The organism is Edaphosphingomonas haloaromaticamans (genome assembly GCF_001853345.1).
Lineage (GTDB): Bacteria > Pseudomonadota > Alphaproteobacteria > Sphingomonadales > Sphingomonadaceae > Sphingomonas_E > Sphingomonas_E fennica.
In genome coordinates this window covers 4,540,760-4,566,535 of the sequence record NZ_MIPT01000001.1, presented here as the reverse complement: position 1 = coordinate 4,566,535, position 25,776 = coordinate 4,540,760, and the positions used below count along the sequence as shown (strand labels likewise).

Sequence of the window (25,776 nt, the reverse complement as noted above, 5' to 3'; positions counted from 1 at the left end):
CTCCTTGCTAGTGGCTGATCCCCAGGCTCCGGCCATGATCGAAGGGGATGCTATCGGCGAGGTCGCGCGACAGGCTGCGGCCCATGCTTTCGCCGATCTCAAGGCCAAGCTCGCGGCTGCGCAGCCCCAGCACGGATTCAAGCTGGGCGTCGCGCTCAAGGCTTTTCGCCATGTCGGCCATGTGCTGCGCGGTGGTCTTCGCGCCTCTGAAATTGCCGTCGCGCACCAACTCGGCGTGCTGCTCACGCAATTGCTGCCATCCTTCGACAAAGCGGTCGGCGCGCTGGAGGGGGTCTATGCGGATTTCAGCTTCGGCCTGCATGGCGCGCACGGCGTCATGACTGCTCCCTTGCGCCGCTTCGCGGATTAACTCCGGCTCGCCCCGGAACGCGCTGCCCAAGTCCGTGGAGCCTTGGGGCCGGATCGCGTCCAATGCTTGCCCAGCCCGATCCAGCGCCTCGCGCTGATGGGGCATGGGGTCGATACCTTGCGCGCGGGTCTGCCGGATAGCGTCCAGCGCCTTGGCGTAGCGTTCGACCGCCCCGCGCAAGCCCCCGGCGCGGATCGGCTGCGGGTCATGCTCGCGCTGCTGCTGGCGGGCCGGGTCGCGCTCGGCCTTGGGCATAGCGCCGCTGAGGTCGAGACCGTCGAACATACCGCGCCGGGGTTCGGGCGCGGGCGCTGCCTCGCGATCCTGACCGGGCAGCGAGAGGCGCAGCCCGTCGAAGATCCCGCGCGCCTTCTCCGCCCCGGCGCGGGCAATCTCCATGACACGCTCGCCAAAGCTGATGCCGTGCCGCTCCGCGAACTGCCGCGCCGGGTCGCGGGCAGGCTCGACTTGGCGGTAGTCGCTCACCATGTCCTTCGTGCGCTCGCGGGACAGGGTGCGAACAAGGCGGGCGTCGTCCTTGAAGTCGTCGCGGCCATAGTGGAGCGCCATGCCTTCGCGGTGGCGCGTCATGCCGACATAGGAGCCGTGCCGGTCCATCCCCGGCGTGGCGAGCATATGCGAGCGGTCCACGCTCATGCCCTGCGCCTTGTGGATCGTGGCGGCATAGCCATGATCCACATGGGCATAGTCCTTCGTATCGAACGCGACGCTGCGCCCGTCATCGGTGCGGACGGTCATGCCCTGCTGATTCACGTTCTCGACGGTGCCTAACGTGCCGTTCTTCACCTCAAGGCTACGCTCGTTGCGAAGGAACATGATGCGGTCGCCTGATGCGAAGGCGCGTGCGCCGCGCTCTGTCTTTACGCGAATATCATCGCCAAGCTCGTCCGCCGCCCGCATCCGGTCGCGCGCCGCCTCGTTGAGTTCGCGCACCTCGTCATTGGTATGGGTGAGGATGATCCGCGTTTGATCGGGCGCGGCGGTGCGCTCGCGGTCCCAGCGCTCGACCAGCTCGCTGCGCGCCTGCTCCCGCGTGTCGGCGGCGTGGACCATGCCATGGTTGGCATAGGCCCGGATCGCCTCGCCGGTGCGGCCGGTGGCAAGATGCCGGGTCGCGTCCTGCTGCCAGCCCTCATTCTGGCGACGAACCTCCGTGATCTCGACGCCGCCGTGCCGTTCGTGGATCGCGCGGAACGCCGCGCCCGCCTCGATGGCCTGCAACTGCTGCGGGTCGCCTACCAGCACGACCTTTGCGCCGGCGTCGGCGGCATGGGACAGCACGCGCTCCATCTGGCGCGTGCCGACCATGCCCGCCTCGTCGATCACCAGCACATCACGCGAAGTCAGTAGGTCGCGCCCCTGCGACCAGCCATGTTCCATGCTGGCGATGGTGCGCGACGCAATGCCCGAACCGTTCTCCAACCCTTCCGCCGCGATGCCTGACAGCGCCGCCCCGCGCACCTCGAATCCGCTGCGCTCCCATGCTTCCCGCGCAACCCCAAGCATCGCGCTCTTGCCGGTTCCGGCGTAACCGACGACGACGCTAAGCCCGCGCTCGGCCGTCACATGCTCGAACGCGGCGCGCTGCTCGCCGGTCAACTCCAACCCGCGCCCGTCCGCGCTGGTCAAAGCTGCTTCGCGCGCCTTCTCGTCCACGCGGTGCCGCTCGCGCTCGGCCATCAATTCCGATGCGCGCTGCAACCTCTGTTCCGTCTCGATCATCTCGCGCGACGTGAACCGATCATCGCCGCGCCCGTCCTTGCCCAAAGCGATCAAGTCGGGCGAAGCGCGAACGGCGCTCATGACGCGGTCGAACTGCTCCTTGCCGTCCGTGTGGCGGTGCACGAACATCGCCATGTCGCGGCGGGTGAACGTCGCCTGATGGTGGGTGATGGCGTCCAGCGCGATACGCGGCTCCGCGATGATGCGTTCGCCGTTGCGCTGCGCGGTGGCGCGGTGATTCTCGATGCACTCCGACTCAAGCCCGCGTTCGCCCATGCGCTGCGCGGCGGGGCCGATCTTGTCTTGTGGCTCAAGCCCGATGCCCTGCGCTTCCAAGGATCGGTGATCTATGCGGGCATCAATATCCAGTTCGGCAAGCCGGGTGTTGACGTGATCCGCCCACCGCTCGCGCCATTGCTCGACAAGCTCGGTCCTGTTCCAGTCGCGTTCCTTCGCGCCGAAACCATCCTTGCCCACCCCGCGCATGGTGAGCATGACATGGGCATGGGGTTTGGGCTGGCCGTCCGCGCCAATGTCCCAATGCACATTCAGGTCGGCAATCATGCCGCGTTCGACAAACTCCTGACTTACGAAATCGCGGGCAAGCGCGATGCCCTGTTGCTGATTCATCTCGCGCGGAATGGAGAACTCGACCTCGCGGGCTAGCTGCGCGTCCTTGCGCTTCTCGGTCGCCTCGACCTCGTTCCAAAGCGTTTCCCGATCCGCCAAGCGTTCGGGCGCACCGTCGGGCAGCATGATTTCGCTATGCTCGACGCCCGACTTGGCGTGAAAATCATGGTCGCGGTCCAGCCGCTCGTCATGCAGGCGCTCGCCCGCCCGATAGGCGGCGGCTGCAACGGCGCTGCGCCCTTGCGCGCGACCGATGACCTGAACGGAGAAGTGGTAGATCGCCATAGCGACATACCATCTACTGCCTTAAGCGCACGTCGGCACGACGTATAAGCGCGCCCTTCTCGAAATTTTCTCGGACGGGACTAGGCGGTGTCAGACTGTCACGGCGACTCTGCTGCGCTGTGGGTAGTATCATCTTATCATGATCGCATCGTCACTCAATGGAGACTTTGCGATGCGTAAACCCCGCGATTTTGATTCGGAACTCAAAGCCCTTGCCGACAAGGCCAAGGCGCTCAAGGAACGGCGTGTGCGACAGCTTGGCGAACTGGTGACGGCTTGCGGAGCCGATGCGCTCGATGCCGATCTGCTGGCCGGGGCGCTTCTTCATGCCGCGACGGTGAAGGATGCCGCCACAAAGGAGGGCTGGCGCAAGGCAGGTTCGGCCTTCTTTCACGGCAAGGGCGGCAAGCCTGCGGGCGGACCTGTTGGCCAACAGAGCGGCACTCTCCCGCTCGACGGCGGCGCGGCATCGGCTTGAGGCACGAAAGGCGCGAACCGACATGCGGGACTGGGCCGTCAAACGCCGTGAACGCACGCGGCATCTCATTGAACTCGGCGGCCTCGTCATCAAGGCGGGACTGGCTGAACTGACCGACGATGACCGCGCCACGCTTTACGGCGCGTTCCTCACGGTCGCGGACAGGTTGCGCGGCGACGAACGGGGAAACGCGCTTGCCCTCTGGCAGCGCAAGGGCAAGCGCGCATTCGAGGCGGAGCAGGGCGGAATAGACGGCTGATGCTATCGGCTGGGTTGCTGGGAATGTTCCTTGTTGCGCTTGTCCGCAACATAGCTTTGCCCGTTCTCGACGCGCGCTATGTCGAACAGCCCCGTGGCTTCGAACAGCGCCGTGAAGTTCCTGACGCCGTAGTTACGCGGATCGATCGGAGCCTGCCTTCGCGCGGCGAGTCCCGCCGCCGACATAGCCGCCCAGCCATCTTCTCGGGCTGTGGCCTCGACTGCCCCCCGTAATATGGTCACGAGTTTGGTGTCTTGTGACAGCGGCTTTCCCGCTGGTTTCGCGACGGGCGCTGGCTTTGCCTTGTCTCCCGCTTTTGCCTTGGCTTTGGGCTTTGTCGCCGGTTCCATGGGTGCGGCCGCTACCAGCGGTTCGTCCAATGTGTCGAGATAGAGGAAGGCCGTGCAGGCGTTGACGAACGGCGCGGGCGTCTTGCGCTCGCCAAAGCCGTAGACCTCATGCCCATTGGCCTTGAGTTGCATCACAAGCGGCGTGAAGTCCGCATCGCTCGATGCGAGGCAGAAGGCGTCGGGCTTCTGGGTATAGAGCAATTCCATAGCGTCGATCACCAGCGCAATGTCGGTGGCGTTCTTGCCGCTCGAATAGCTGAACTGCTGAATGGGCCGGATCGCGAAATCGTGCAGCTTGTCCTTCCAGTTCTTGAGGCCCGCGCTGGCCCAATCACCATAAGCGCGGCGAATGTTGGCCGTGCCATATTTGGAAAGCTCCGCCAGCATTTCGGCGATCTTGCTGTGCGGCACATTGTCCGCGTCGATCAGCAGCGCAATCCTGCGATCCGCTGTGCTGCGCGTCCGATCCTCTAATTCCACTTTATCCCCCCAAAGCGCGATGGCGATATTCTTGCGTACCGGCATCCCGAATGCCACCTGAATCGCGCAGACGAATGCCGCCTATTGCGGCACCTCCATCGTCACGCTGCCGCCAGGTAGCGCCTGATACTCGATCGTCGCCACGATGGGCGGGCGGCTCTTGTCGCAGTAGCGCACAGTGATGATGCCCTCCCGGATCGCGGGACACAGGCCGGAGCCATAGAGAATGTCCGCCAGCGCATCGAAGGTGGTCGCCTTCGCGCGATAGGCTCCGGTCCATCGCACCGCCCAAATGTCATCGTTGGCCTTGACCCGGTAGCCAGCCCTCTGCGCAACGTCCATGACCGCGCCAAGCACGGTGTCCGCGCGCACGTCGAAGTCCAGCACGGCGGACAGGTCTGCGGGTTTGGAACGGACGGCCTGCGCGGACTTCATCCGCCATAGCGTTGCCTCTGCGCCAGCCATGAAAAGGCACAGGCCGATCATCGCCAAGGGCAAATGGTCAACCCCGCGCTTGAGCCCGTCCGACCGCCAGAAACGGCGAACCGGAATGAGCGGATTCCACCGGCTCCGTGGCGGGGCGACATGTCTCACGATCCGCCATGTGCGTTGCAGCATGTTCGCACTGTGAGCAGGTCGGGACGGAGCTATCGCCGTCGTCGGCTCCGCTGGTGGCGGAAGCATTGGGGCTGGCAGGCTTGCGGCAAGCGACGCCTGATGGTCGGCAACGGCGCACGCCGCACGGTCGGCCAGTATCTCCACCCGCGCGAACGCCCACGCCAGTTCCTCTCCCGAAATGCGGTAGGATCGCCCATAGCGCGCCTCGACATAGGCGCGGCGGATGCAGCCGAATGCGCGACGTTCGAACCGGCTTTCTCGCGGCCATGCCGAACACAGGCGCGGGTCCAGTGCTTCCGCCGCCTCGCGCAGTTCATCCAGCGCATGGGTGCGCGGCGCGTGCAGGCTGATCGAGTGCAACACGGCCAGATAGAAATGCTCGCACGCCTGATGCAGCATCAGCGCCGCCATCGGTGCATCGCCCCGCTTTCGATAAAAAGCCGCGCCCGCCAGAAAATCCGTTCCGCGCTTATGCCACTGGATGAACTCCGCGACGCCCCGGATAGCCCGTTCCCGCACCGGAAGGCGGCGCGGCTCTTGCAGCCGCAAGCCTTCCATCTGGTAGAGCGCGATGCCCTGTTCGGCGATCGTGACGAAATAGGGATTGCCCTCGACAAGAGCACCGTTGATCCGCTCAAGGCTTTCTACGGACAGCCGCACCGGGCGGGCGATCTCGCCATGCTCCCATGCGCGGCGAAGCCGGTCGCGCACCAGCCGCCAGTCGCGGTCGCTGCGGGCGAGGCGGGGATCGTTGACGATCGCCAGCAGCCGGAATGCTTCCCCCGGCGCGACCTCTGCCCAATCCTTTTCTGCATGGGGACCGTGCAGGATCAGGGTGAGGATGCGGCCCGCCCGGAAATGTTCGGAGCATCGGCCCTTGGTCGTTTCCTCGAACGTCTCGAACAGGATCGTGGTGATATGAAGAAGCTCATCCCGGATTGGGGTGGGCAGATGATCGGCGTTGGTACGCAGCATCATGACTGCGCCTACTGTGGGCCGCGCTGGCAACCCTTCGGGCGTGGGTGGCCGGTCACGTCATGGACGCGGTCCACCAAGGCACGCACAAGAGGCGTGATCGTGGCCGGGATGAAGCCACCCGTCTGGGGCCGGTCTTCCTCCCAATCGTCATAGTGATAGCCCCACTTCCAGTAGGGCGAGAGAACCACCGCCAGCCGCGCCATGTCCGGGCAGTCATGGCCGAAGCCGCATGCATTGGCGTAGGCCAGCGCCTTGGCGATGTCCTGCTTGATGTGCTGGGCGTTCCATTCATCGGCAAAGCCCACGTCCAGCAGATAGGCGCATAGCGCCTGCTGACAGACGAAGCCTGCGTAATGCAGGGCTGGGTTGGAAAACCGGCTTTCGTGGAAAGGAACGACTTCCGTTAGCGACCAGCGCCGTTCCGCATTGTGATAGCGGAAGCGGCTGATGCTCCGCCCCTCTTTCGTGCGCGCAATGGTCGCGGGTTCGTCCTCATAGCGTTGGTGAAGCGACGCCAGCGCACCGCTCCAGGGTGAGGTGATCATCGGCATGGCGACCGACGCGACGGTCATACCGCGCAGCAAAGCGCGACGGGATGTAACGATTCTCGAATCGCTCGCTCGGAAGCTTGTCATCAGCCTGCCTTCCTTCAGCCATTCCAAGACGGAATGCCCGCCCGGAATCGATAACCGGCACCGCTTATAGCCCGAAAGGCAAGAAATATGCAATAAGAGGTGCCGGTTACTCCGCTTCAGGTTGAACAGGTGTCATGCACGGCTACGACGACAATATGGGAAGACCACCGCTCAACTTGAAATCAACCAATGTCCGTTTGCCCGAAGGTCTGGGCGATCGGATTGACAAACTGGTCGGGCGTCAGCGGCGCGCTGCCTTCATACGGGAAGTGCTTGAACGCGAAGTGGAGCGTTTGGAGGTCGAACAGGGTAAAGTCGGATAACGCCGAAATACCGCTGACGGAACCCCCTAATGATGAGGTTGTCGGATGCCACGCCAATCCGACAGTGTTTCTCAGGCAGTCGGGCAGCAAAAATAACTGTATAATGCCGTGGTCAGCGGAAACCCTTGGATTTGCGTCGCCCTTCCTGACGGGATCATGTGTTTTCCGACAGAGTGTTAATGTCAACAACCCGTCCTCCATTATCTTCTGTTATAAGCCGGACTGTAATATTTATGGGGGTGGCGAGTATGCCGGTAAAATCGCTGGGCGATATTTTTGGAACCTCACTTCATCGCGCCATATTGAAAGCAAGAGGCTACACCAAGGTAGGACGGACTTTTCGATGTGAGCGGCAAGATTTTACCGAGATGCTTATGATTCAGGGTAGCTCTTGGAACTCTGGGGTAGAACCATGGGAGTTCTACATTGATGTTTTGGTAGCCTTTCCAGACATTCCCTTGAGGCCGACGATACGGGGGGCGAACTATCACGCCAAAGGACGCATTGATGCCATTGTGGCAGATGCCCCTCCCAGCTTCCAATTGAGGGCTAATGATCTAGATCGCTTGGTTGTTGAAGTTGGGCAGCTTGCAACGGAGGCTTCCATTCGTTTGCCTGAACTGCTGCGACCAATCCAAGCTCGCGCACGTCAGGGGCTTTTTTCTCCTATTCCTCTGCCGGATTCGTGGCTTTGATGGTCAGGTTGTCCGAAAATCAGGTGAATTGCAGCACGTCGCTTCAGGCGACAGCCTGCAACCCCTTGCGCTGGATGATCGACAGCAGGCGCAGGGCAGGGCCACCGGGCCGCTTCACGCCACGCTCCCAATCGGACACGAGATTGCGCGAGACATTGAGATAGGCGGCGAACACCGGCTGCGAGACATGCTCGCGCTCGCGGATCGCCCGGATTTCATCACCTGCCAGCGCCGGGGCCGGGGCGAGGCACGCCTCGTCAAAGGTCCGCAGCGTCGCGCGCGACACCACGCCCGCGTCATGCGCGTCACTCATCATCTCATGGATCGCGCCTGCGATCTCGCTGCGATAGCCCTTATCCTTCATCACCGTTCCCATCGTCTATCTCTACCAGCGTTCCCGACGCCATCAGCCGGTCCAGTTCCTCACCGCTCCATTCCAGCGCCTCGCTCGCGGCCTTGCGGAGCAAGGCCAGGTCGACCTTTGATATGTTCGCCTGCGCATTCTTGGCGAACCCAAAAGCGAAAATCGCTCTGTCACCCTGCCTGAACAGGATCAGCGTGCGATAGCCGCCTGACTTGCCTTGCCCGGTGCGCGCGACGCGCTGCTTGATAACGCCGCCGCCAAGGTCGGCATCCACCAGACCGCTTTCCGCGCGCTCCACCGCCTTGCGAAGCGAAGCGTCCGCAATCCGCTTCCTTGCGCGCGAAGCGCTCGAACCATCCATTTTTGAAGATGCGCGAAATGGCGGTTCTCCTGCTTCTGTCACTGCATATAACACTTAGCGTTATAGTTCAACGCGGATGGGACGGGGCGATACGGTATCGGCTTCCTTGACAACGAACAGGTAGCGAGTGAGCATGAGTTCCTGCTTCACGACGCTTGCGGCGGTGGTCCTTTCAAAGGAGCATCCTATGACAGACTCGGCCTAGCGCCTTTTGGCTGCCCCCCGGAAAGGGGCGGCTGCGAAGGCTGCGCATGGGATTTTGGCACAGAGTGGGAAAAAATCTGCACTGATCGAGGTCAGTGAAAAGCCTATGCCAAGTTCCGCCGTTTTCCGCCGCTGACCGCCGATTGCCGCCAGCGTCCACCGTAACCTCAAAGCGGGACAGCCTGCGCGCCCGGAAGGCTCTTGTCCGGGACGGTAAGGCATCCAATGCTCGTGGCCGGGGGCGCGTGCAACATCCTGAATTGAAGAGATTGCCCCATGAATAGCCCTGACCGTATCATAAGACTGAAAACCGTTCTCGCCCGCACCGGGCTTTCCCGCACGACGCTCTATCGCAAGATGGGCGAAGGCACTTTTCCCCGCCAAGTGAAGATCAGCGTCCACGGCGCGGGCTGGCGCGAGTCCGCTATTAACCGCTGGATTGCCGATCCGGTAAGCTACCGGGAGGAGTTGGGCGTTTGATCCTGTCGCCGTGCCTTCGTCTCTTGTGGGCGAGGGCACGGCGATGTTGACAGCTTGCAATCAGGCGGCTTGGCTTTTCACCTTCCCGAATTTGCCGGTCACGACCTTCTGCCCATCGCGCAGGAAATCGAGATGGTCGGACCAGTGCTGCATCATGCGCACGCGCTCATCCCAATACTCGCCGCGTGTATAGGCGCGGCGCACGGCGTTGTTGTCGCAGTGGGCAAGCTGGCGCTCGATCGCGTCGGGATGCCATAGGCCCATCTCGTTGAGCAAAGTCGCCGCCATTGCCCGAAAGCCGTGGCCGGTCATTTCATCCTGCGCGAAGCCCATGCGCCGCAGGGCGGCGTTGATGGTGTTCTCCGACATGGGCCGGTCAACGGAACGCAGCGACGGGAACAGGAAGCGGCTATAATCCGCATCATGCTCGATGGTTTCGAGGATCGCGAGCGCCTGCCGGGATAGGGGGATGGTGTGGGCGCGGCGCATCTTCGTCTTGTGTGCCGGGACCGTCCACAGCGCCTTGTCGAAATCGAAGTCGGCCCATTCGGCATGGCGTAGCTCGCCGGGGCGAACGAACACATGGGGGAGCAATTGCAGCGCCGCCTTGGTGTTGGCGAAGCCCTCGAACGCCTCGATGGCCCGCAAGAGGCCACCTGCATTGTCGGCGCTGGTGATAGCGGCCCTGTGGACGGGTTGGGGCGCGATCAGTGCCCCGCGCAAGTCGGCGGCCACGTCACGTTCTGCGCGGGCGGTAGCGATGGCATAGCGGAATATCTGGCTGCATGTGCTGCGCAGCCGCTTGGCTGTCTCATACTTGCCCTTGCCCTCCATCTTGCGCAGCATGGTCAAAACCTCCTGCGCGGTGATGGCGGTGATAGGTCGCTTGCCCAGCGACGCATTGATGAACGCCAGCAGCCAGCGCAGTTTCTTCATCGTGACGGCGGAGCGGCCTTCGCGTTCGACCTTCACCAGCCATTCGTCGGCCACGGCCTTGAAGCTGTTGGACGCCGCCACGGTCGCGGCGATGCGATCCATCTTGATCTTCTCGGCGGGGTCATCCCCCTTCGCCAGAACCTTGCGGGCGGCGTCGCGTTGCTCGCGGGCGTCGGCAAGGCCGGTGTCGGGATAGACCCCGAAAGCCAGCGTCTTCTGCTTGCCCAGATGGCGGTAGTTCATCCGCCAGTAGCGCCCGCCATTCGGCGTCACATAAAGGAACAGGCCATCGCTATCGGTGAGCTTGTAGGGCTTGGCTTTGCTCTTGGCGTTTTTGATCGCAGCGGCGGTAAGCGCCATGATGGTATCTCCTTTTGGGGGAGGGCCGCGCTACCATCAGACATACCATCAATATGCTGGTATCCGGTGGTCCAAGACCGCTCCGTATGGGATACCTATACCACGAAAAACCGCAGAAATCCGCCGTTCCCGGCACCTTCTGATACTCTCTGGGAGAGTATTTTGGTGACCCCTACGGGACTCGAACCCGTGTTTTCGCCGTGAGAGGGCGACGTCCTAGACCGCTAGACGAAGGGGCCATGCGCGTTGGAGCCGCGTCCTTATGGAGCGTCGCCGCGCGAGTCAAGTCGCGGGCTCCGGCGCGCAGCGGTCAGGCGGCGAAGCCGCCGTCGATGGTCTGCATCGATCCCGTGATCATCGCCGCGTGTGGCCCGGCGATATAAGCGGTAAGCTCCGCCACCTCCTCGGGCCGGATATGGCGCTTCACCGCCATGAAGCTGTGCATCTGCTCGGCCATCGGCCCGTCGGCGGGGTTCATGTCGCTGTCCGTGGGGCCGGGCTGGATGCTGTTGACGGTGATGCCGCGCGCGCCGAAATCGCGTGCCAGCCCGCGCACCATGCCCTGCATCGCCGATTTGGTCATCGCATAGGCCGCGCCGCCCGCGAAGGGGATGCGATCGCCGTTGGTGGAGCCGATGACGATGATCCGGCCGCCGTCCGGCATCCGCCGCGCGGCCTCGACCGCGGCATGATAGGGTGCGCGGACGTTGATATCGATCATCCGGTCGATCGCGTCGGCATCCAGTGTCAGCGGATCGCCGATCGCCAGCGTGCCGGCATTGATCACCAGCATGTCGATCGGCCCCTGCGCCGCGATCGCCGCCGTCAGCGCATCCCGATCGGCGCTGTCCGCCTGCACCGCCCGCGCCCCGGTTTCGGCGGCGAGCCGCTTGGCCGCCTCCGCCGATCCGGCATAAGTGAAGATCACGCGGGCTTCGGCCTGCGCGAAGCGGCGGACGATGGCCGCGCCGATGCCGCGGCTGCCGCCGAGGATAAGCGCGGTCTTTCCGGAAAAATCAGCCATGCCGGCCTCCTTGAGAATATATAGTGACCGCTATATATAATGGCGGACGCTCGATGCAAGGATAATTTAATGATCGCTACAAAAGAGGCTCGCGAACGCGGTCGGCCGCGATCCTTCGTCAAGGAGGATGCGGTGGCGACGGCGATGCGCCTGTTCCACCAGCGCGGCTATGACGCGGTGGGCGTGGCGGAGCTGTGCGCGGTGCTCGGCATCAAGCCGCCCAGCTTCTATGCCGCGTTCGGCAGCAAGCTCGGCCTCTTCGAACAGGCGCTGCGGCATTATGCCGCGGGGCCGGCCAATATCTTCGCCCGCGCGCTGGAAGGCGGCGGCGGGGTGGCTGCGGTGATCGGCCGCACCTTCCGGGAGGCCGCCCGGCTCTATCCCGCCTGCGACGGTGTGGCCGGCTGCCTGGTGATAGACGGCGCCCGCAACAGCGCCGATGCGGAGGCCCGCGCGCTCGGCGCGCTCTGGAAGGCGGACAGCCGCCGGGCCATCCGCGATTTCATCGCCGCCGAATATCCGGCGAAGGCGGATCGGCTGGCCGATCTGGTGACGACGGCGCTCGCCGGCATGTCGGCGGCGGCGCGCGACGGAGCCGATGCGGACATGCTGCGCAATTTCGCCGGGGTGATGGAGCGCGCTTTCCGGGCCGAGGCCGGGCGCGCCGACGATTGAGAGGGTGCCGGGGAAAATCCTTCCTCGCCCCTCAATCGTCGCCCGCTGCCCTTTTGTTGGCCGCCGCCATCGATCGCGCATCCAGCCCGCCCAGGCTGTTGGCGACGATCATGTCGTTCTGGGCATGGGCGAAATGGTGCATGTGGAAATGCGCGTCGGTCGCGGCCCGCTTGCCACGCAGATCCTCGACATGGTTCAGCGCCTGCTTGGTCAGCCAGTTGCCGAGCCGCGATCGGGTGGCGAGTTCGTCGGCGATCGCCTTCACGTCGGCATCCAGGGCCGCGCGGGTGGAAAGCCGGTTGACCATGCCGAATTGATAGGCGCGCTCCGCCGGCATGCGATCGCCCAGCAGAATGAATTCCTTGGCGATGCGCGGCGGCAGCTCGAACCCGTGGGCGAAATATTCCACGCCGGGAATGCCCATCCGGCCCACCGGATCCTGGAAGAAGGCGTCGTCGGTGGCGACGATGATGTCGCACACCCAGGCAAGCATCAGCCCGCCGGCGATGCAGGCGCCCTGCACGGCGGCGATGGTCGGCTTGGGGATGTCCCGCCAGCGGCGGCACATGCCGATATAAACCTCATGCTCGCGGGTGTAGAGGAACTCGGCCGCCGGCTTGTTGACATGATCGGGCACCAGATGGACGCGATCCCAGGAAGCGGCGATGTCGCGCCCCGGCGTGCCGATGTCGTGGCCGGCGGAAAAATGCTTGCCCTCGCCCTTCAGCACGATCGCGCGGATCGCATCGTCGTCGGTCGCGCGGCGGAAGGCGGCGTCCAGCGCATAGGTCATCTGGCTGTTCTGCGCGTTGTGGAAGCGCGGCCGGTTCATGATGACATAGGCGACCGCGCCGTCGGTCTCGTAGCGCACGGGCTCGTCCGTCTCATAAGCGATGTCGGCGGCCTTGGGTTCGACCAGATCGTCCACGTGCATCTTCCTTCGCTTCGGGGCGGGTGGCCGTCCCGCCATCGGTCCGTCGCCCGCCGGATATAGTTACGCCTTGTTCACTGCGTTCCCGATCGACATCATCGCCACGTAAACCGCGCATAATCGGCATTCAAGATCGGCAAGTGCGCATTTTCGGAGAGGATAGGGCAACATGGACAGGGCCGCGCGCATCAGCCTGGCGAAGCGCATCATCGCCATGGTCGAGAATAACGAGCTGGAATATTCGGACGAACCCGCCTGGGAGCTGGATATCGGCCGATTCGTGGACAAGGAACGGTTCCTGAAGGAGAAGGAGGTCTTCTTCCTCAACCGCACCCAGCTTCTCGCCTACAGCGCCGACATCCCGGAACCGGGCGACTATTACGCCACCGAGATCGCCGGCAAGCCGATCTTGCTGGCGCGCGGGCGCGACGGCCAGGCGCGCGCCTTCCTCAACGCCTGCCGCCATCGCGGCGTGCAGCTGGCCGAAGGCTGCGGCAAGGCGCAGGCCTTCACCTGCCCCTATCACGCCTGGACCTTCGCGCTGAACGGCGACCTCGTCGGCGTGCCGAGCCGGCAGGCGTTCGACGGGCTGCTGGAGGATCGCGGGCTGATCCAGCTTCCGCTGGTGGAGACGATGGGCTTCCTGCTCGTCCATCCCCAGCCCGATGGCACAATCGACGCCGACGAGTTTTTCGGCCCGATCAAGGATCACCTCGCCGGCTATCATTTCGAAAATCTGCGGCTTGTGAAGGAATTCAGCACCAGGGCGCGGATCAACTGGAAGCATGCCGTGGACGGCGGGGTCGAGGGCTATCACGTCCCCTTCCTCCACCCGCAGACGGTGGGGCCGATGACGCTGCAGCAGTTCGTCCATCTCGATTTCGGGCTGCACCATACGCTGGTGTCGGTGAGCCCCGAGATCATGACGCTGAAGGACCTGCCCGAGGAGGAATGGCCGGAATATTGCCATTTCTCCGTCTCGAACGCGATCTTCCCCAACACCGTGGTGATCGCGGGCGAGGCGATGGCGATCTTCCAGCGCAGCGATCCGGGCGACGAGCCGGGCGAGTGCAACTACATGTTCCGCCTCTATGGCTGGGGCAAGGATGCGTCGGAGGAGCAGCGCGCCCGCGATGCCTATGTCGCGGACATGCTGATCAAGGTCGCGATGGACGAGGATATGAAGATCCAGTCCAATTCGCAGGTGATGATGGAATCGGGTGCGGTGCCCTCGATCATCCTCGGCCGGCGCGAGCAGAATGTGCTGCGGATGCACAAAAATTATGATCGCCTGATCGGCCATGACGCCGCGAGCGCGCTGGCGGCCGATCTGCCCCAGGCGGCCGAATAGAAGGCGCCGCGTCGTGGGAGGCCGCGCGGTCTCCCATCGCCAGGCCGGCCGCGATCTGCGATAGGGGGCGCCATGTGCGTCCTCGCCTTCGCCTGGCATGCTCATCCCCGCTGGCGGCTGGTGCTGGCCGGCAACCGGGATGAACTGCACGCCCGCCCCGCCGCCCCGCTCGCGCGCTGGCCCGATCCCGATTCCGCCTTGCTGGCGGGGCGGGACCTGCGGTCGGGCGGCACCTGGCTGGGCGTATCGGAACGGGGGCGGCTGGCGGTCGTCACCAATCTCCGTGGCTTCGGCGATGCCCGCCCCGATCGGGTCTCGCGCGGAGCGCTCGTCGCCGATCTGCTGCGCGGCGAGGGCGCCTATGCCGATCCGGCCGCGGCCGCGCTTGGGGATTTCAACCCCTTCAATCTGATCCTGGCCGATGCCGGGCAGGCGACCTTCCTCACCAATCGGCCCGAACCGGTGCGCAGCCGGCTGGCGCCCGGCATCTACGGCCTGTCCAACGGCGCGCTGGACGAACCCTGGCCCAAGACCCTGCAGCTCAAGGCGACCCTGCTCGACTGGATCGTCGACGGCGCCCTCCCGCCGCATGCGCTGCTCGATGGCCTGCGATCGGATGTCCTGCCCGATGTCGGGCTGATCGCCGCAGGCCCGTCCGATATTCCGCAGGAGGCGACGCAATCGCCCGTCTTCATCCGCAACCCCGTTTACGGCACCCGCTGCAGCACCGTCGTCGCCATCGACGATCGCGGCGCGGGGCTGATCGTCGAACGCCGTTACGGCCCGGACGGCGCGGCCACGGGCGAGACGGAGCTTGGCTTTTCCTGGCCGCGATAGCGGGCGGATATGGCCTCCACCGCGAATTTGCGGCCGTAATGATTTCAATATTGAACCAATCGTAAAAAAGACGGATAGTGCCGCCAGCATCCGGCCAGGGGGGAACCTGCGTGACGGAGCCTGCATATGGGCGAGATGTCCATAGTCTTCCGGAAACGGCGTCTCGCATCGCGGGCGATAGCACCTTGTAACATTGCTGTCCCGCCGCCGCCAATGCTTGCTCATTTCCGGCGGCGATGCCGGAAAGTCCCTTCCTGGTCCTCATTTCCATTCTGAAGCGATTGCGTCCTTCCATCGGCCCCGCCGATGATCGCCCGGCGCCGTCCCCGCCGGGCCAGTGCCACGGTCCGCCCGCTTCCGGGCAAGCGTCTTCAAGGAGGAACGCCGGATGAGCGCCGAACATAGCAAGATGAACGTGTGGCAGCTCACGATCCTGACGGCGGTCAACATGATGGGCTCCGGCATCATCATGCTGCCCAGCAAGCTGGCGGAAGTGGGAACGATATCGATCATATCGTGGATCATCACGGCGGGCGGATCGATCGCGCTCGCTTATGCCTTCGCCCGCTGCGGGATGCTGAGCCGGAAGCCCGGCGGCATGGGCGGCTATGCCGAATATGCGTTCGGCAAGGGCGGCAACTATATGGCCAACTACACCTACGGCCTGTCGCTGGTGATCGCCAATGTCGCGATCGCGATCACCGCCGTCGGCTATGCGGTGGTGCTGTTCAACGAACAGCTCTCGCCGATCCAGACCTGCATCTGGACGATCGTGCTGCTCTGCATCACCACCTTCGCCAATTTCGGCGGCGCGCGCGTCACCGGCCGCATCGGCGCGGTCACGGTATGGGGCGTGATCATCCCGGTGGTGGTCGTGGCGTTGCTCGGCTGGTTCTGGTTCCGGGGATCGACCTGGACGGCGGCGTGGAACCCGCATGGCTTGCCGTTCGGATCGGCCGTCACCAGCTCGATCGCGCTCACCCTCTGGGCCTTTCTCGGCCTCGAATCGGCCAACGCCAATTCCGATGCGGTGGAAAATCCCGAACGCAACGTGCCGATCGCGGTGATGGTGGGCACGATCAGCGCGGCGGTGATCTACATCGTCTCCACCAACGTCATCGCCGGCATCATCCCCAATACGGAACTCGCCAGTTCCACCGCGCCCTTCGGGCTGGTGTTCGCCAAGATGTTCTCGCCCGTGGTCGGCAGCATCGTGATGGCGCTGATGGTGCTCGCCTGCGTCGGATCGCTGCTCGGCTGGCAGTTCACCGTGGCGCAGGTGTTCAAGAGTTCGGCCGATGTCGGCTATTTCCTGCCGATCTTCGGCAAGGCCACCCGCAACGGCACGCCGATCATCGGCATGCTGGTGCTGCTGGTGGCGCAGGTGGCGCTGGCGCTGATGACGGTGAGCCCGCAACTGGCCGAGCAGTTCCAGCGCATCGTCAACTTCGCGGTCGTCACCAACCTCGTGCCCTATGTGATGAGCATGGCGGCGCTGATGGCGATCCAGAAGGTGATGCAGGTGCCCGCGCACAAGGCGCTGATCACCAACATCGTCGCGCTGATCGGCGCGGCCTACAGCTATTACGCGCTGTGGAGCTCGGGCTCGGAGGCGCTGATGTTGGGCGGCCTCTGCATCTTCCTCGGCTGGACGCTGTTCGGCTTCGTCGCGGCCCGCTTCTACGATGCGGACGTGAAGGCCCATGTCGCCCATCCGGGGGAAGCCCTCCAGGAATGATCCTCGCCGGGCGGCCTCTTCCCGGCCGCCCGTCCCTCCCTCAGCAGCGATGCGGAGCGTGAAGATGGCATATCCCGTTACCGAATATTTCCGGATCCTGGTGGTCGGCCATGATTTCGAGTTCGTCGCCCACATCATCGAGGAGGAGCTGCATTTCAAGGTCACGGTGGTCGACCCGGACGATGCGGCCGAGGCGATACGCGGCGGGGCCGATCTCGGCGCGATCATCGTCTCCCGCCCCGATGCGCCGGCCGTGGTCGAGGCGCGGGAGGCGCGGGGCCTCGCCATGCCCATCTTCCTCCTCAGCCGCCGCGACGAGGAGACGTTCCACGAACCCTTCCTGAAGGCGCTCGACGGCGTGGTGATCGCCGAGCTGGAATCCAAGGAATTCTACGAAAAGCGGCTGATGGCCGCGGTCGAGAAATATGCCGAGGGGCTGCACACGCCCTTTTTCGGCGCGCTGATGCAATATGATTTCGACGCCAATCGCGCCTGGGCCTGCCCCGGCCATCAGGGCGGCCAGTTCTTCATGCGCCACCCGGTCGGCCGGCTGTTCTACGAACATATGGGCGAGAACGTGTTCCGCGACGACATTTGCAACGCGATGGTGTCGCTGGGCGATCTGCTGATCCACGAAGGCCCGCCGCTGGAGGCGCAGCAGGCGGCCGCGCGCATCTTCCACGCCGATCGCACCTATTTCGTGCTCAACGGCACATCCTCGTCCAACAAGGTGGTCAACACCGCATTGCTGCGCAGCAAGGACGTGGTGCTGTTCGATCGCAACAACCACAAGTCCAACCACCATGGCGCGCTGTTCATGGCCGGCGCCATCCCCGTCTATCTCGAAACCGATCGCAACGGCTTCGGCATGGTCGGGCCGATCGACTGGGCGGCGCTGGACGAAAAGACGATCCGCGACCGGCTGAAGAACCATCCCCGCCTCAAGGGCACGGATGCCTGGAAGAAGGAACGGCCGATCCGCGTCGCCATCATCGAACAATGCACCTATGACGGCACGGTCTATAATGCCCGCGCGGTGATCGATAAGATCGGCCACCTCTGCGAATATATCCATTTCGACGAGGCATGGGCCGGCTTCGGCGCCTTCCATCCGCTGATGAAGGATCATTTCGCGATGAGCCTTACGCTCGGGCCGGACGATCCGGGCATCATCGCCACGCAATCGACCCACAAGCAGCTCGCCGGCTTCTCCCAGGCCTCGCAGATCCATGTCCGCGACGGCCATATCCGCGATCAGCCGCGCCGGATAAACCATCGCCGCTTCAACGAGATGTTCATGCTCCAGGCATCGACATCACCCTTCTACCCCTTGTTCTCCAGCCTCGACGTCAACGCCCAGATGCACGGCGACAAGGCGGGGCAGGTGCTGTGGAACGACATGGTCGTGCTGGGGATCGAGGCGCGTAAGGCGGTGCGCCGGCGCTTCGCCGGCTTCCTCGATCCCTTCGTCCCCGATATCGTCACGCATGCCGGCCAGAAGGTGAAGTGGGAGGACGTGCCCACCGAAACGCTGGCCAGCGACCAGAGCTACTGGCGGCTGGACGCGGACGAGGGCTGGCACGGCTATCGCAACGCCGGCAGGAACCTCGCCATCGTCGATCCCACCAAGTTCATGCTGGTCACGCCCGGCATCAACGTGCGCACCGGCGAATATGAAAGCACCGGCCTGCCGGCGACGATCCTCGCCAATTATCTGCGCGACAACAACGTCATCCCGGAAAAGAACGATCTCAACTCGATCCTCTTCCTGATGACGCCGGCGGTGGGCGAGGGGAAGATGGCGATGCTGCTCGCCGAGCTCGATCGCTTCCGCGAACATTATGACCGCGACAGCGCGCTCGGCGATGTGCTGCCCAGCCTCTACGCCCGCAACACGGAACGCTATCGCGACTATACGCTCCGTCAGCTCGCGCAGGAAATGCACGATTTCTACAGATCGAAGAATATCAAGGAATTGCAGCGGCTCTGCTTCCGCCACGAATCCTTCCCCGAACAGGCGATGTCCGCGCGCGAGGCGAATGAGGCGCTGATCGGTGGCGATGTCGATTTCGTGCCGATGACGGAGGTGGGCAATCGCGTCGCCGCGACCCTGGCGCTGATCTACCCGCCGGGCATCGGCATCGTCGTGCCGGGCGAACGCTATGACGCGCGGGCGAAGCCGATGATCGATTATTTCCTCGCCTTCGAGGAAAGCGCCAACCTGTTTCCGGGATTCTCGTTCGAGGTGCAGGGTGTATACCAGATCAACGAAAACGGCCGGACGCGCTTCTACACCTATGTGGTGAAGGAATGATCGAAGCGGGCGCGCGGATCGGATCGGGGGCGGACCTGGCCTGAGCGGGGAGGACGGATATGCATTGGCGGGCAATGGTCGAGGCGGATATCGCCCGCGTGGCCGATCTGGCGGAGGTGGTCCATCTCGATTACCCGGAAAATCCGGCCGTGTTCGCCGCCTGCTTCCGCCTCTATCCCGCGGGCTGCCATGTCCTCGTCCATGAAAACGGCCGGCTCGGCGGCTATCTGGTCTCGCATCCGGGCCGGTTCGATACGCCGCCCGTGCTCGATGTGCCGCTCGTCGCCCTGCCCGAGCCCGCGGACTGCTATTTCCTCCACGATCTCGCGCTCGGCGCCGAGACGCGCGGGCGCGGCCTCGCCAATCAGGCGGTCGCGCTCGTCGTGGAGGAAGCGCGGCGGGGCGGCTTTCCCGCCATCGCGCTCATCGCCGTCGGCGATGCGCACGGCTTCTGGGAACGCCAGGGCTTCTCGCTGATGGGCGACGGCCTGCTCGATCCCTCCAAGGGCTATGGCCCGGAAGCGCGGGCGCTCATCCGTGCCCTCTGATCGCCGCCGCCCCGCCGGTCGGGGCCGGATGATATCGTCCCCGCAAAGGTCCGCCCGCCGATGACCAGTCCGCCCGAAACCGCGCCGTCCGCCGGCCGGAGCCTCGGCCTCATCGCCTGCAGCGCGCTCGTCGTCGGCAACGTCATCGGCAGCGGCTTCTTCCTCTCGCCGGCGGCGCTCGCGCCTTACGGCTATGTCGCGCTGATCGGCTGGGTGATGATGAGCGCGGTGGCGATGTGCATCGCCCTGGTCTTTGCCAGGCTCGCGGGCCTGCTGCCCGGCGCGGGCGGGCCTTATGCCTATGCCCGCCACGCCTTCGGCTCCTTCGCGGGCTTCATCGTCGCCTGGGCCTATTGGATATCGATGTGGGTGTCGCAGCCGGCGATCGCGCTCACATTCGTCGGCTATCTGCGCGTGTTCCTGCCCGATATCCTCGGCGATCCGATCCTTTCCACGCTGGTCGCGCTCGCCGCGCTGTGGGGCGTGGCGCTCGTCAACATCCACAGCGTGCGGGCGGCGGGCCTCTTCCAGAGCATCGTCGTGGCGATGAAGCTGCTGCCCTTCATTGCCATCGGCACGATCGGGCTGTTCTGGGTCGATCCTTCCCGCCTGTTCCTGCCGATCGAGGTTCCGGCCGATGCCGCCGCCGGCAATTTCCCCGTGCTGTCGGCGCTGGCGGCGACGATGCCGCTCATCATGTTCGCCTTCCTGGGCATCGAATCCTCCACCGTGCCGGCCGACGACGTGGTCGACCCCGCGCGCACCATCCCGCGCGCCACCATGCTCGGCACCCTGCTTTGCGCGCTGATCTTCATCTTCTGCACGGTCGCGGTGATGGGGGTGGTGCCGCGCGAGGTGCTGTCGGTTTCCTCCTCGCCCTTCGCCGATGCCGCCAGCATGATGTGGGGCAAATGGGCGGGCTGGACGCTGGCGGGCGCGGTGGTGCTGTCCTCGCTCGCGGCGCTCAACGGATGGACGCTGGTGATGGCGCAGGTGCCGCTCGCCGCCGCGCGGGACGATCTGTTCCCGCCGGTCTTCGCCCGGCTCAATCGCAACGGCGTGCCGTCGATCGGCATCGTCATCTCGATCGGCCTGTCCTCCTTCGTGCTCTGCCTCCAGGCCACCGGGCTCAGCACGCTGATCGGCGTCTATCGGGAACTCATCAACCTCTCCACCACGGCGGAGATGGTGCCTTATGTCTTCTGCGCCGCGGCCGAAGGGGTGATCCTGGGCTTCGCCGTCCGCGCCAGGGGCGGGCGGCGGCGCATCCGCCTGTTCACCTTCGTCTCGCTCATCGCCTTCCTCTTCTCGCTCATCACCATCTTCGGCGCGGGCGCTTCGGCGGGCTTGTGGACCATGGTGCTGATGCTGCTGGGCCTGCCCATCTATGCCTGGGCGCTTCTGCGCCGCGAGGCCGAAGGCAAGCCCCCGCTCTAGGTGGAGAACATGCGGGGGGAGGTTTCAGGCCGCCGCCGGCGCGGGATCGCCCCGGCGCGGCCGGTGGGCGGATATGCACAGCACGACGCTGGCGGTCACCATCGCCATCGCCGCCACCTCCGGCCCCGTCGGCCACCTTTTCTCCCAGAGGAAGCCGTAGAGCAGCGCGAACAGCGTCTCGAACAGGATCATCTGGCCCACCAGGGTCAACGGCAGCAGCCGGCTCATCCGGTTCCACAGCGCATTGCCCAGGATCGACGCCGCGATCGCGATGCCCGATACCACCGCCCCGAAGCGCAGCCATTCCGCCGCTTCGTGGCTCCGCGCGCCGATCAGCATCGCCGGGATCACCAGCAGCAGCGCCTGCGCGCCGGTGACGACGCCGGTCAGCAGGTTCCAGTCGGTGGTGGAGACATGGCCCGCGCGCGCCAGCCAGCGGCTGTTGTGGACGGCGAAGGTCGTCCAGGAGGCGAGCGCCCCGAACGCGCAGGCCAGGCCGATCAGCCCGTCGATGCGCGATCCCGCGCCCGGCGCCGCGATCGCCTGCCAGCCGATGCAGCTTATGCCGAGAACGCTCAGCAGCAGCGACGGGGCGAGGCGGCCGAGCGGCACGGCGCCATGGTCCCGGCTGCCGACGATGGTGACGGTGACCGGCAGGAATCCGATCACCAGCGACGTCATCGCCACCCCGCACCGCTGCACCGCGCTGGCGAGCAGCACGAAATAGAGGCTGTTGCCCAGCAGGCTGAGCCAGGTCAGCGCCCACCATTCCGCCCGGCCCAGCCCCTGCGTGACCGCGGCCCAGCGCGGCGCCAGCAGCAGGGCCGCGACCAGCCCGTAGGCGAGGTAGCGGCCGGCGGCGAGCTGCAGGGGCGTGAACTCACGCGCCAGTTCGGGGGCGATGAAGACGAGGCCCCAGAGCGCACCGGCGGCCATGCCGCACGCGATGCCGATCCCGATCCTGCCCGTATCCGCTTCCATGTCGAAAACCATTTCCCGCCGTTTCCTCCGCCATGGCGCGGATGCGGGCGGAAATCTTGATCCGGTCTACGGATTTCTGGGCCTGGTCTCGCGATTCTGGCGGCGATAGGCGGCGGGCGTCAGGCCGGTGGCGCGGCGCATCGCACGGGTAAGCGCGCTCTGGTCCGCATAGCCGGCGGCAAAGGCGATCTCGGCGATCGGCCGGTCGGTGTGGCGCAGCCATTCCCGCACCCGATCCAGCCGCACCCCGGCAAGCCAGGCGCGCGGCGTGGTATCCAGTTCCGCCCGGAACAGCGCGTGGAGCCGGCTGACGCTGACGGCCGCGTGATCCGCCATGGCGCCGGTGGTCCAGGGCGATCCCGGCGCGGCCTCGATCGCCGCGCGCAGCGCCGCCAGGCGGGAGGCCGGGCGCGGCGGCTGGCGGACCAGCGTGTCCAGGAGCAGCGGCACCCAATGGGCGACCAGCGGCGGCGCCGGATCGCCGTCCTCCGCCACCATCCGCATATAATCGACCAGCCGGATCGCCTGTGGCGGCAGCTCCACGAAGGGCCGGTGGGCCAGGCGCTCGCGCATGTCGGGCGGAACCGCGCCGGTTTCCAGATCGAGGATCAGCGATCGGTTGGGCCGGCGGCTCATCGTCGCATGGCCGGTGCCGGTATCGACGAAGGCGGCCCAGCTCGGCTCGAGATCGCGGCCCTGGCCGGCGATGTCGAGGGTGAGGGTGCCGCTGATCGGCAGGACGAGCTGGGTGAAGCTGTGCCGGTCGATATCCGGGTTCACGCCGTAGCTGCGCACCGCGAGGCTGAAGCGGGGGGACATCGAAGACATGGCCCGCCTTCTAGACCAGCCGGCGGCGGGGGCCAATGACGGGCATGGCGCCTCATTCCAGGAGGTTGGAAATGACGGATATATCCACGCCCGAAAGATCGGTGGAGGTGCTGATCGTCGCCCATTCCTCCGCCTCCTTCTGGCGGACGGCCTGCGCCTGGCGGAAGGCGAGCAGCGCATCGCTGCCGACAAGGAGGTGGGCGGGCAGCGCGTCGCGGCCGGCAAGGTCGACGATCAGGCTGGCGATCCGCGCGGGATCGCCGATCTCGTGCCCGGCATAGCCGCGCGTCATCGCCAGCATCGCGCCCACGCTCGGCTGGTAATCGGCGATGAGATCGGGCGCATGGCCGCCGGCGACGGCGCCCCAGTCCGTGCGCATCCCGCCCGGTTCGACCGCGATCACCTTGACGCCGAAGGCGGCGGTTTCCTTGGCCAGCACCTCGCTGAAGCCGCCGACCGCCCATTTCGCCGCCTGATAGGCGCTGAGCCCCGGCGAGCTGATGCGCCCGCCGACCGAGGAGATGTTGATGATATGGCCCGAACGCTGGTGCCGCATCACCGGCAATACGGCGCGGCTCAGATTGACCACGCCATAGAAGTTGGTTTCGATCTGCGCGCGGAAATCGGCGTCGCTGGTCTGTTCGAACGGGGCGATATGGCCGAAGCCGGCATTGTTGACGAGGATGTCGACCCCGCCGAAACGGGCCACCGCCACGTCCACGGCCGCCCAGGCGCGGGCCGCGTCGGTAACGTTGAGCGCGAAGCTGACGAGCCGGTCGCGATACAGCCCTTCCAGGTCGGAAAGCCGGGCGGGATCGCGGGCCGTGGCCACCACCCGATCGCCGGCGGACAAGGCGGCTTCGACAATCGATCGGCCCAGCCCGTGGGCGCTGCCGGTAATCAGCCAGGTTCGTCCCACGGCATTTCCTTCCACCACCGGAATGAGAGCGCGGTCACCCGCACCCCGGAAACGTAACGCCAGCCCTTTTCCTTGATTCGCCCCGGCCCGTTTCTCGTCCGGTGCCGGGGCGATCCGCCGGATATAGCCTGCCCCCGCCGATTCTCCCATCGGCGCGTTGGGGGCAGTCCTTTCGCACTGGCCGGAAGCGGGGTGAGGGGCGTTATTCGTCGAGGCCGTTCCGCCAGCCGGCGCCGAGCGCCTTCTGGATCGCGATGAAATCCCCCGTCAGCCCCGCCTTGGCCGCCGAAAGCCGCTGGCGGGCGGCCAGTTGCTGGCGCTCGGCATCGAGCAGGTCGGTGAGCGTGATGGTGCCGGCGCGGTAGCGATCGCGCGAAAGCCCGGCGGTGCGGGTGGCGAGCGCCTCGGCCCGCGCGNGCGTGGCGACTGCGATGCGGCGGTTGCGGAAACGGGAGAGCGCATCCTCGGCATCGCGGAGCGCGGCCAGCACCGCGCCCTGATATTGCGCCTCCGCCTCGTCGCGCACGCCTTCGGCCTGGCCGACCCGCGCCTTGTTGCGGCCGAAATCGAGGAAGCTCCAGCTTAGCTGCGGGGCGGCGATGGCGGCGAAATCGTCGAGATGGGTGAGATCGGAGAAGGACGTGCCGCCGATGCCGATGATGCCCATCAGGCTGAGGCGGGGGAAGCGCGCGGCCTCGGCGGCGCCGATCTTCGCCGTGTCGGCGGCGAGCGTCCGTTCCGCGGCGCGAATGTCGGGCCGGCGCCGGATGAGGGCGGCCGGATCGCCGATCGCGATGGCGGCGGGCGGCAAGGGCAGCGCGCCGGGCGTCCGCAGCCGGGCATCGAGCGTGCCCGGCGCCGCGCCCGTCAGGGTCGCCAGCTCGTCCAGATAGGCATCCTGTTCGGCATCGAGGCCGGCGACGTCGGCCTTCGCCTGTTCGAGCTGGCCTTCCAGCCGATCGACGTCGAGCTGCGAGGCGGTGCCGCGATCGCGGCGCTGGCGGGCGAGATCGACCATCTGTTCCAGCATCGTGATCGATTGCCGGGAAAGGGCGATGCGTTCCTGCCGGTCGCGCAGGTTGACATAGGCCTGCGCCACCTCGGCGGAGAGGCTGACCTGGGCGTCGGCCAGCCGCGCCCCGGCGGCCTCGGCCTCGGCGCGCGCGGCCTCCACCTTGCGCCGCTGGCCGCCGAACAGGTCGATCTCCCAGCTCGCGTCGAAGCCGAGATTGTAGAGGTTGAGATCGGTATCGCCGCTGTCGCCTTCGCCGCCAAAGTCCACGCCGGGCAGATGGGCATGGGCGTAGACGGCCTGGGCGTTCACATTGGGGCTGCCGTTCGCGCGCTCCAGCCGCAGCGCCGACCGCGCCTGGCGGAGCCGGGCCTCGGCGACCCTGGCATCGGGATTGGCGGCGAGCGCCTGCCGGACGAGATCGTCCAGCACCGCATCGTGCAGCGATTCCCACCAGCGGGCCAGCGGGGCTTCGGCCGAGAAGCCGGTATCGGCGCGCGCGAAGGACGCGCCGGGGGCCTTGGCGGCGGCGAGCGGCTGAGGCCCGGCATAATCCGGCCCCATCGTGCAGCCGGCGGCAAGAAGGGCGATCGAAAGCGGAAGAAGGACAGGGAACGGGCGCATGGCGCTCC

At 65.6% G+C, this 25,776-nt stretch carries 25 protein-coding genes and 1 tRNA gene; 11 read left to right on the top strand and 15 right to left on the bottom strand.

Features of this window, described 5'->3' with window-relative positions; translation table 11 throughout:
* Nucleotides 1–7 precede the first annotated feature (7 nt).
* Complete coding sequence (traA, locus tag BHE75_RS21225) at nt 8–3,028, bottom strand: Ti-type conjugative transfer relaxase TraA (protein WP_039578516.1); 3,021 nt, start codon at nt 3,026–3,028, stop codon at nt 8–10.
* 172 nt (nt 3,029–3,200) lie between these two features.
* Between traA and traD the strand changes: the two genes are divergently transcribed.
* Both traD and BHE75_RS21215 read left to right on the top strand, forming a co-directional pair.
* Nucleotides 3,201–3,506, top strand: a complete 306-nt coding sequence (gene traD / locus BHE75_RS21220) for a conjugal transfer protein TraD (protein WP_039581926.1) — start codon at nt 3,201–3,203, stop codon at nt 3,504–3,506.
* A 22-nt stretch (nt 3,507–3,528) separates the two neighbouring features.
* The gene (locus BHE75_RS21215; protein WP_039578519.1) at nt 3,529–3,765 is read left to right on the top strand and encodes a conjugal transfer protein TraD; all 237 of its coding nucleotides are present in this window, start codon (nt 3,529–3,531) and stop codon (nt 3,763–3,765) included.
* A 2-nt stretch (nt 3,766–3,767) separates the two neighbouring features.
* Here BHE75_RS21215 and BHE75_RS21210 read toward each other — a convergent pair whose 3' ends face one another.
* The 4 genes from BHE75_RS21210 to BHE75_RS24625 all read right to left on the bottom strand — a co-directional run bounded on the left by BHE75_RS21210 (nt 3,768) and on the right by BHE75_RS24625 (nt 7,335).
* Nucleotides 3,768–4,640 carry an NYN domain-containing protein gene (locus BHE75_RS21210; RefSeq protein ID WP_167702737.1) on the bottom strand — a complete coding sequence of 291 codons (873 nt, stop codon included), beginning with the start codon at nt 4,638–4,640 and terminating at the stop codon, nt 3,768–3,770.
* A 36-nt stretch (nt 4,641–4,676) separates the two neighbouring features.
* Entirely contained in the window at nt 4,677–6,221 is a 1,545-nt protein-coding gene (locus tag BHE75_RS21205; RefSeq protein ID WP_254684524.1) for a HEPN domain-containing protein, read from the bottom strand.
* Entirely contained in the window at nt 6,200–6,853 is a 654-nt protein-coding gene (locus BHE75_RS21200) for a hypothetical protein (RefSeq protein WP_254684523.1), read from the bottom strand. The genes BHE75_RS21205 and BHE75_RS21200 overlap by 22 nt, the downstream gene beginning before the upstream one ends.
* A gap of 155 nt (nt 6,854–7,008) precedes the next feature.
* The gene (locus BHE75_RS24625) at nt 7,009–7,335 is read right to left on the bottom strand and encodes a hypothetical protein (protein ID WP_160292453.1); all 327 of its coding nucleotides are present in this window, start codon (nt 7,333–7,335) and stop codon (nt 7,009–7,011) included.
* A 62-nt stretch (nt 7,336–7,397) separates the two neighbouring features.
* Here BHE75_RS24625 and BHE75_RS23570 point away from each other — a divergent pair, with 62 nt between their 5' ends.
* Nucleotides 7,398–7,844 (top strand): DUF4304 domain-containing protein, encoded by a 447-nt coding sequence (locus BHE75_RS23570; RefSeq protein ID WP_160292454.1) that lies wholly within the window; start codon nt 7,398–7,400, stop codon nt 7,842–7,844.
* A gap of 43 nt (nt 7,845–7,887) precedes the next feature.
* Here the strand turns inward: BHE75_RS23570 and BHE75_RS21190 are convergent, their stop codons facing one another.
* Both BHE75_RS21190 and BHE75_RS21185 read right to left on the bottom strand, forming a co-directional pair.
* Nucleotides 7,888–8,208: a helix-turn-helix domain-containing protein gene (locus tag BHE75_RS21190; protein ID WP_009820704.1), complete on the bottom strand. Its 321-nt coding sequence runs from the start codon at nt 8,206–8,208 to the stop codon at nt 7,888–7,890.
* On the bottom strand, nt 8,198–8,611 hold the full coding sequence (locus BHE75_RS21185) for a type II toxin-antitoxin system RelE/ParE family toxin (protein ID WP_254684522.1): 414 nt from the start codon (nt 8,609–8,611) through the stop codon (nt 8,198–8,200). Before BHE75_RS21185 ends, BHE75_RS21190 begins: the two co-directional genes overlap by 11 nt.
* Nucleotides 8,612–9,049: 438 nt before the next feature.
* Here BHE75_RS21185 and BHE75_RS21180 point away from each other — a divergent pair, with 438 nt between their 5' ends.
* Nucleotides 9,050–9,253 carry a helix-turn-helix transcriptional regulator gene (locus tag BHE75_RS21180; protein ID WP_037521612.1) on the top strand — a complete coding sequence of 68 codons (204 nt, stop codon included), beginning with the start codon at nt 9,050–9,052 and terminating at the stop codon, nt 9,251–9,253.
* A gap of 60 nt (nt 9,254–9,313) precedes the next feature.
* On the opposite strand, the gene BHE75_RS21175 is transcribed toward BHE75_RS21180, so the two are convergent.
* From BHE75_RS21175 to bdcA, 3 genes are all read right to left on the bottom strand, one after another.
* Nucleotides 9,314–10,549, bottom strand: a complete 1,236-nt coding sequence (locus tag BHE75_RS21175; protein WP_039578538.1) for a tyrosine-type recombinase/integrase — start codon at nt 10,547–10,549, stop codon at nt 9,314–9,316.
* A gap of 163 nt (nt 10,550–10,712) precedes the next feature.
* Nucleotides 10,713–10,788 (bottom strand) — tRNA-Glu (locus tag BHE75_RS21170).
* 71 nt (nt 10,789–10,859) lie between these two features.
* The gene (gene bdcA, locus BHE75_RS21165; protein ID WP_070935277.1) at nt 10,860–11,573 is read right to left on the bottom strand and encodes an SDR family oxidoreductase; all 714 of its coding nucleotides are present in this window, start codon (nt 11,571–11,573) and stop codon (nt 10,860–10,862) included.
* Nucleotides 11,574–11,642: 69 nt separating this feature from the next.
* Between bdcA and BHE75_RS21160 the strand changes: the two genes are divergently transcribed.
* Nucleotides 11,643–12,248 carry a TetR/AcrR family transcriptional regulator gene (locus BHE75_RS21160; protein ID WP_070935276.1) on the top strand — a complete coding sequence of 202 codons (606 nt, stop codon included), beginning with the start codon at nt 11,643–11,645 and terminating at the stop codon, nt 12,246–12,248.
* 31 nt (nt 12,249–12,279) lie between these two features.
* On the opposite strand, the gene BHE75_RS21155 is transcribed toward BHE75_RS21160, so the two are convergent.
* Entirely contained in the window at nt 12,280–13,182 is a 903-nt protein-coding gene (locus BHE75_RS21155) for an enoyl-CoA hydratase (protein ID WP_070935275.1), read from the bottom strand.
* 166 nt (nt 13,183–13,348) lie between these two features.
* On the opposite strand from BHE75_RS21155, the gene BHE75_RS21150 reads away from it, so the two are divergent.
* From BHE75_RS21150 to BHE75_RS21125, 6 genes are all read left to right on the top strand, one after another.
* Nucleotides 13,349–14,530 (top strand): aromatic ring-hydroxylating oxygenase subunit alpha, encoded by a 1,182-nt coding sequence (locus tag BHE75_RS21150; protein ID WP_015458710.1) that lies wholly within the window; start codon nt 13,349–13,351, stop codon nt 14,528–14,530.
* A 72-nt stretch (nt 14,531–14,602) separates the two neighbouring features.
* Nucleotides 14,603–15,367: an NRDE family protein gene (locus BHE75_RS21145; RefSeq protein ID WP_070935273.1), complete on the top strand. Its 765-nt coding sequence runs from the start codon at nt 14,603–14,605 to the stop codon at nt 15,365–15,367.
* Nucleotides 15,368–15,755: 388 nt separating this feature from the next.
* Entirely contained in the window at nt 15,756–17,105 is a 1,350-nt protein-coding gene (gene potE / locus BHE75_RS21140) for a putrescine-ornithine antiporter (RefSeq protein ID WP_070936247.1), read from the top strand.
* Between the two features lie 64 nt (nt 17,106–17,169).
* Entirely contained in the window at nt 17,170–19,419 is a 2,250-nt protein-coding gene (gene speC, locus BHE75_RS21135; protein WP_254684521.1) for an ornithine decarboxylase, read from the top strand.
* Between the two features lie 59 nt (nt 19,420–19,478).
* The gene (locus tag BHE75_RS21130) at nt 19,479–19,967 is read left to right on the top strand and encodes a GNAT family N-acetyltransferase (RefSeq protein ID WP_070935269.1); all 489 of its coding nucleotides are present in this window, start codon (nt 19,479–19,481) and stop codon (nt 19,965–19,967) included.
* A gap of 60 nt (nt 19,968–20,027) precedes the next feature.
* Nucleotides 20,028–21,404, top strand: coding sequence for an amino acid permease (locus BHE75_RS21125; RefSeq protein ID WP_070935266.1), 1,377 nt, complete (start codon nt 20,028–20,030; stop codon nt 21,402–21,404).
* Between the two features lie 24 nt (nt 21,405–21,428).
* On the opposite strand, the gene BHE75_RS21120 is transcribed toward BHE75_RS21125, so the two are convergent.
* The 4 genes from BHE75_RS21120 to BHE75_RS21105 all read right to left on the bottom strand — a co-directional run bounded on the left by BHE75_RS21120 (nt 21,429) and on the right by BHE75_RS21105 (nt 25,768).
* Nucleotides 21,429–22,397, bottom strand: coding sequence for a DMT family transporter (locus BHE75_RS21120; RefSeq protein ID WP_217494745.1), 969 nt, complete (start codon nt 22,395–22,397; stop codon nt 21,429–21,431).
* Nucleotides 22,398–22,451: 54 nt separating this feature from the next.
* Nucleotides 22,452–23,213 (bottom strand): helix-turn-helix transcriptional regulator, encoded by a 762-nt coding sequence (locus BHE75_RS21115; RefSeq protein ID WP_015458703.1) that lies wholly within the window; start codon nt 23,211–23,213, stop codon nt 22,452–22,454.
* Between the two features lie 52 nt (nt 23,214–23,265).
* On the bottom strand, nt 23,266–24,132 hold the full coding sequence (locus BHE75_RS21110; RefSeq protein ID WP_070936244.1) for an SDR family NAD(P)-dependent oxidoreductase: 867 nt from the start codon (nt 24,130–24,132) through the stop codon (nt 23,266–23,268).
* Between the two features lie 202 nt (nt 24,133–24,334).
* Nucleotides 24,335–25,768 (bottom strand): efflux transporter outer membrane subunit, encoded by a 1,434-nt coding sequence (locus tag BHE75_RS21105; RefSeq protein WP_070935264.1) that lies wholly within the window; start codon nt 25,766–25,768, stop codon nt 24,335–24,337.
* Nucleotides 25,769–25,776: the final 8 nt, after the last annotated feature.

Excerpts from the sequence above, each read along its gene's own strand:
- BHE75_RS21145 (WP_070935273.1), top strand. The coding sequence starts at position 14,603 with ATGTGCGTCCTCGCCTTCGCCTGGCATGCTCATCCCCGCTGGCGGCTG.
- BHE75_RS21210 (WP_167702737.1), bottom strand. The coding sequence starts at position 4,640 with ATGCCGGTACGCAAGAATATCGCCATCGCGCTTTGGGGGGATAAAGTG.
- traD (WP_039581926.1), top strand. The coding sequence starts at position 3,201 with ATGCGTAAACCCCGCGATTTTGATTCGGAACTCAAAGCCCTTGCCGAC.
- BHE75_RS23570 (WP_160292454.1), top strand. The coding sequence starts at position 7,398 with ATGCCGGTAAAATCGCTGGGCGATATTTTTGGAACCTCACTTCATCGC.
- BHE75_RS21180 (WP_037521612.1), top strand. The coding sequence starts at position 9,050 with ATGAATAGCCCTGACCGTATCATAAGACTGAAAACCGTTCTCGCCCGC.
- bdcA (WP_070935277.1), bottom strand. The coding sequence starts at position 11,573 with ATGGCTGATTTTTCCGGAAAGACCGCGCTTATCCTCGGCGGCAGCCGC.
- BHE75_RS21190 (WP_009820704.1), bottom strand. The coding sequence starts at position 8,208 with ATGAAGGATAAGGGCTATCGCAGCGAGATCGCAGGCGCGATCCATGAG.
- BHE75_RS21125 (WP_070935266.1), top strand. The coding sequence starts at position 20,028 with ATGACCAGTCCGCCCGAAACCGCGCCGTCCGCCGGCCGGAGCCTCGGC.
- BHE75_RS21150 (WP_015458710.1), top strand. The coding sequence starts at position 13,349 with ATGGACAGGGCCGCGCGCATCAGCCTGGCGAAGCGCATCATCGCCATG.
- BHE75_RS21215 (WP_039578519.1), top strand. The coding sequence starts at position 3,529 with ATGCGGGACTGGGCCGTCAAACGCCGTGAACGCACGCGGCATCTCATT.
- potE (WP_070936247.1), top strand. The coding sequence starts at position 15,756 with ATGAGCGCCGAACATAGCAAGATGAACGTGTGGCAGCTCACGATCCTG.
- BHE75_RS21120 (WP_217494745.1), bottom strand. The coding sequence starts at position 22,397 with ATGGTTTTCGACATGGAAGCGGATACGGGCAGGATCGGGATCGGCATC.
- BHE75_RS21155 (WP_070935275.1), bottom strand. The coding sequence starts at position 13,182 with ATGCACGTGGACGATCTGGTCGAACCCAAGGCCGCCGACATCGCTTAT.
- BHE75_RS21160 (WP_070935276.1), top strand. The coding sequence starts at position 11,643 with ATGATCGCTACAAAAGAGGCTCGCGAACGCGGTCGGCCGCGATCCTTC.
- traA (WP_039578516.1), bottom strand. The coding sequence starts at position 3,028 with ATGGCGATCTACCACTTCTCCGTTCAGGTCATCGGTCGCGCGCAAGGG.
- BHE75_RS21115 (WP_015458703.1), bottom strand. The coding sequence starts at position 23,213 with ATGTCTTCGATGTCCCCCCGCTTCAGCCTCGCGGTGCGCAGCTACGGC.
- BHE75_RS21130 (WP_070935269.1), top strand. The coding sequence starts at position 19,479 with ATGCATTGGCGGGCAATGGTCGAGGCGGATATCGCCCGCGTGGCCGAT.
- BHE75_RS21175 (WP_039578538.1), bottom strand. The coding sequence starts at position 10,549 with ATGGCGCTTACCGCCGCTGCGATCAAAAACGCCAAGAGCAAAGCCAAG.
- speC (WP_254684521.1), top strand. The coding sequence starts at position 17,170 with ATGGCATATCCCGTTACCGAATATTTCCGGATCCTGGTGGTCGGCCAT.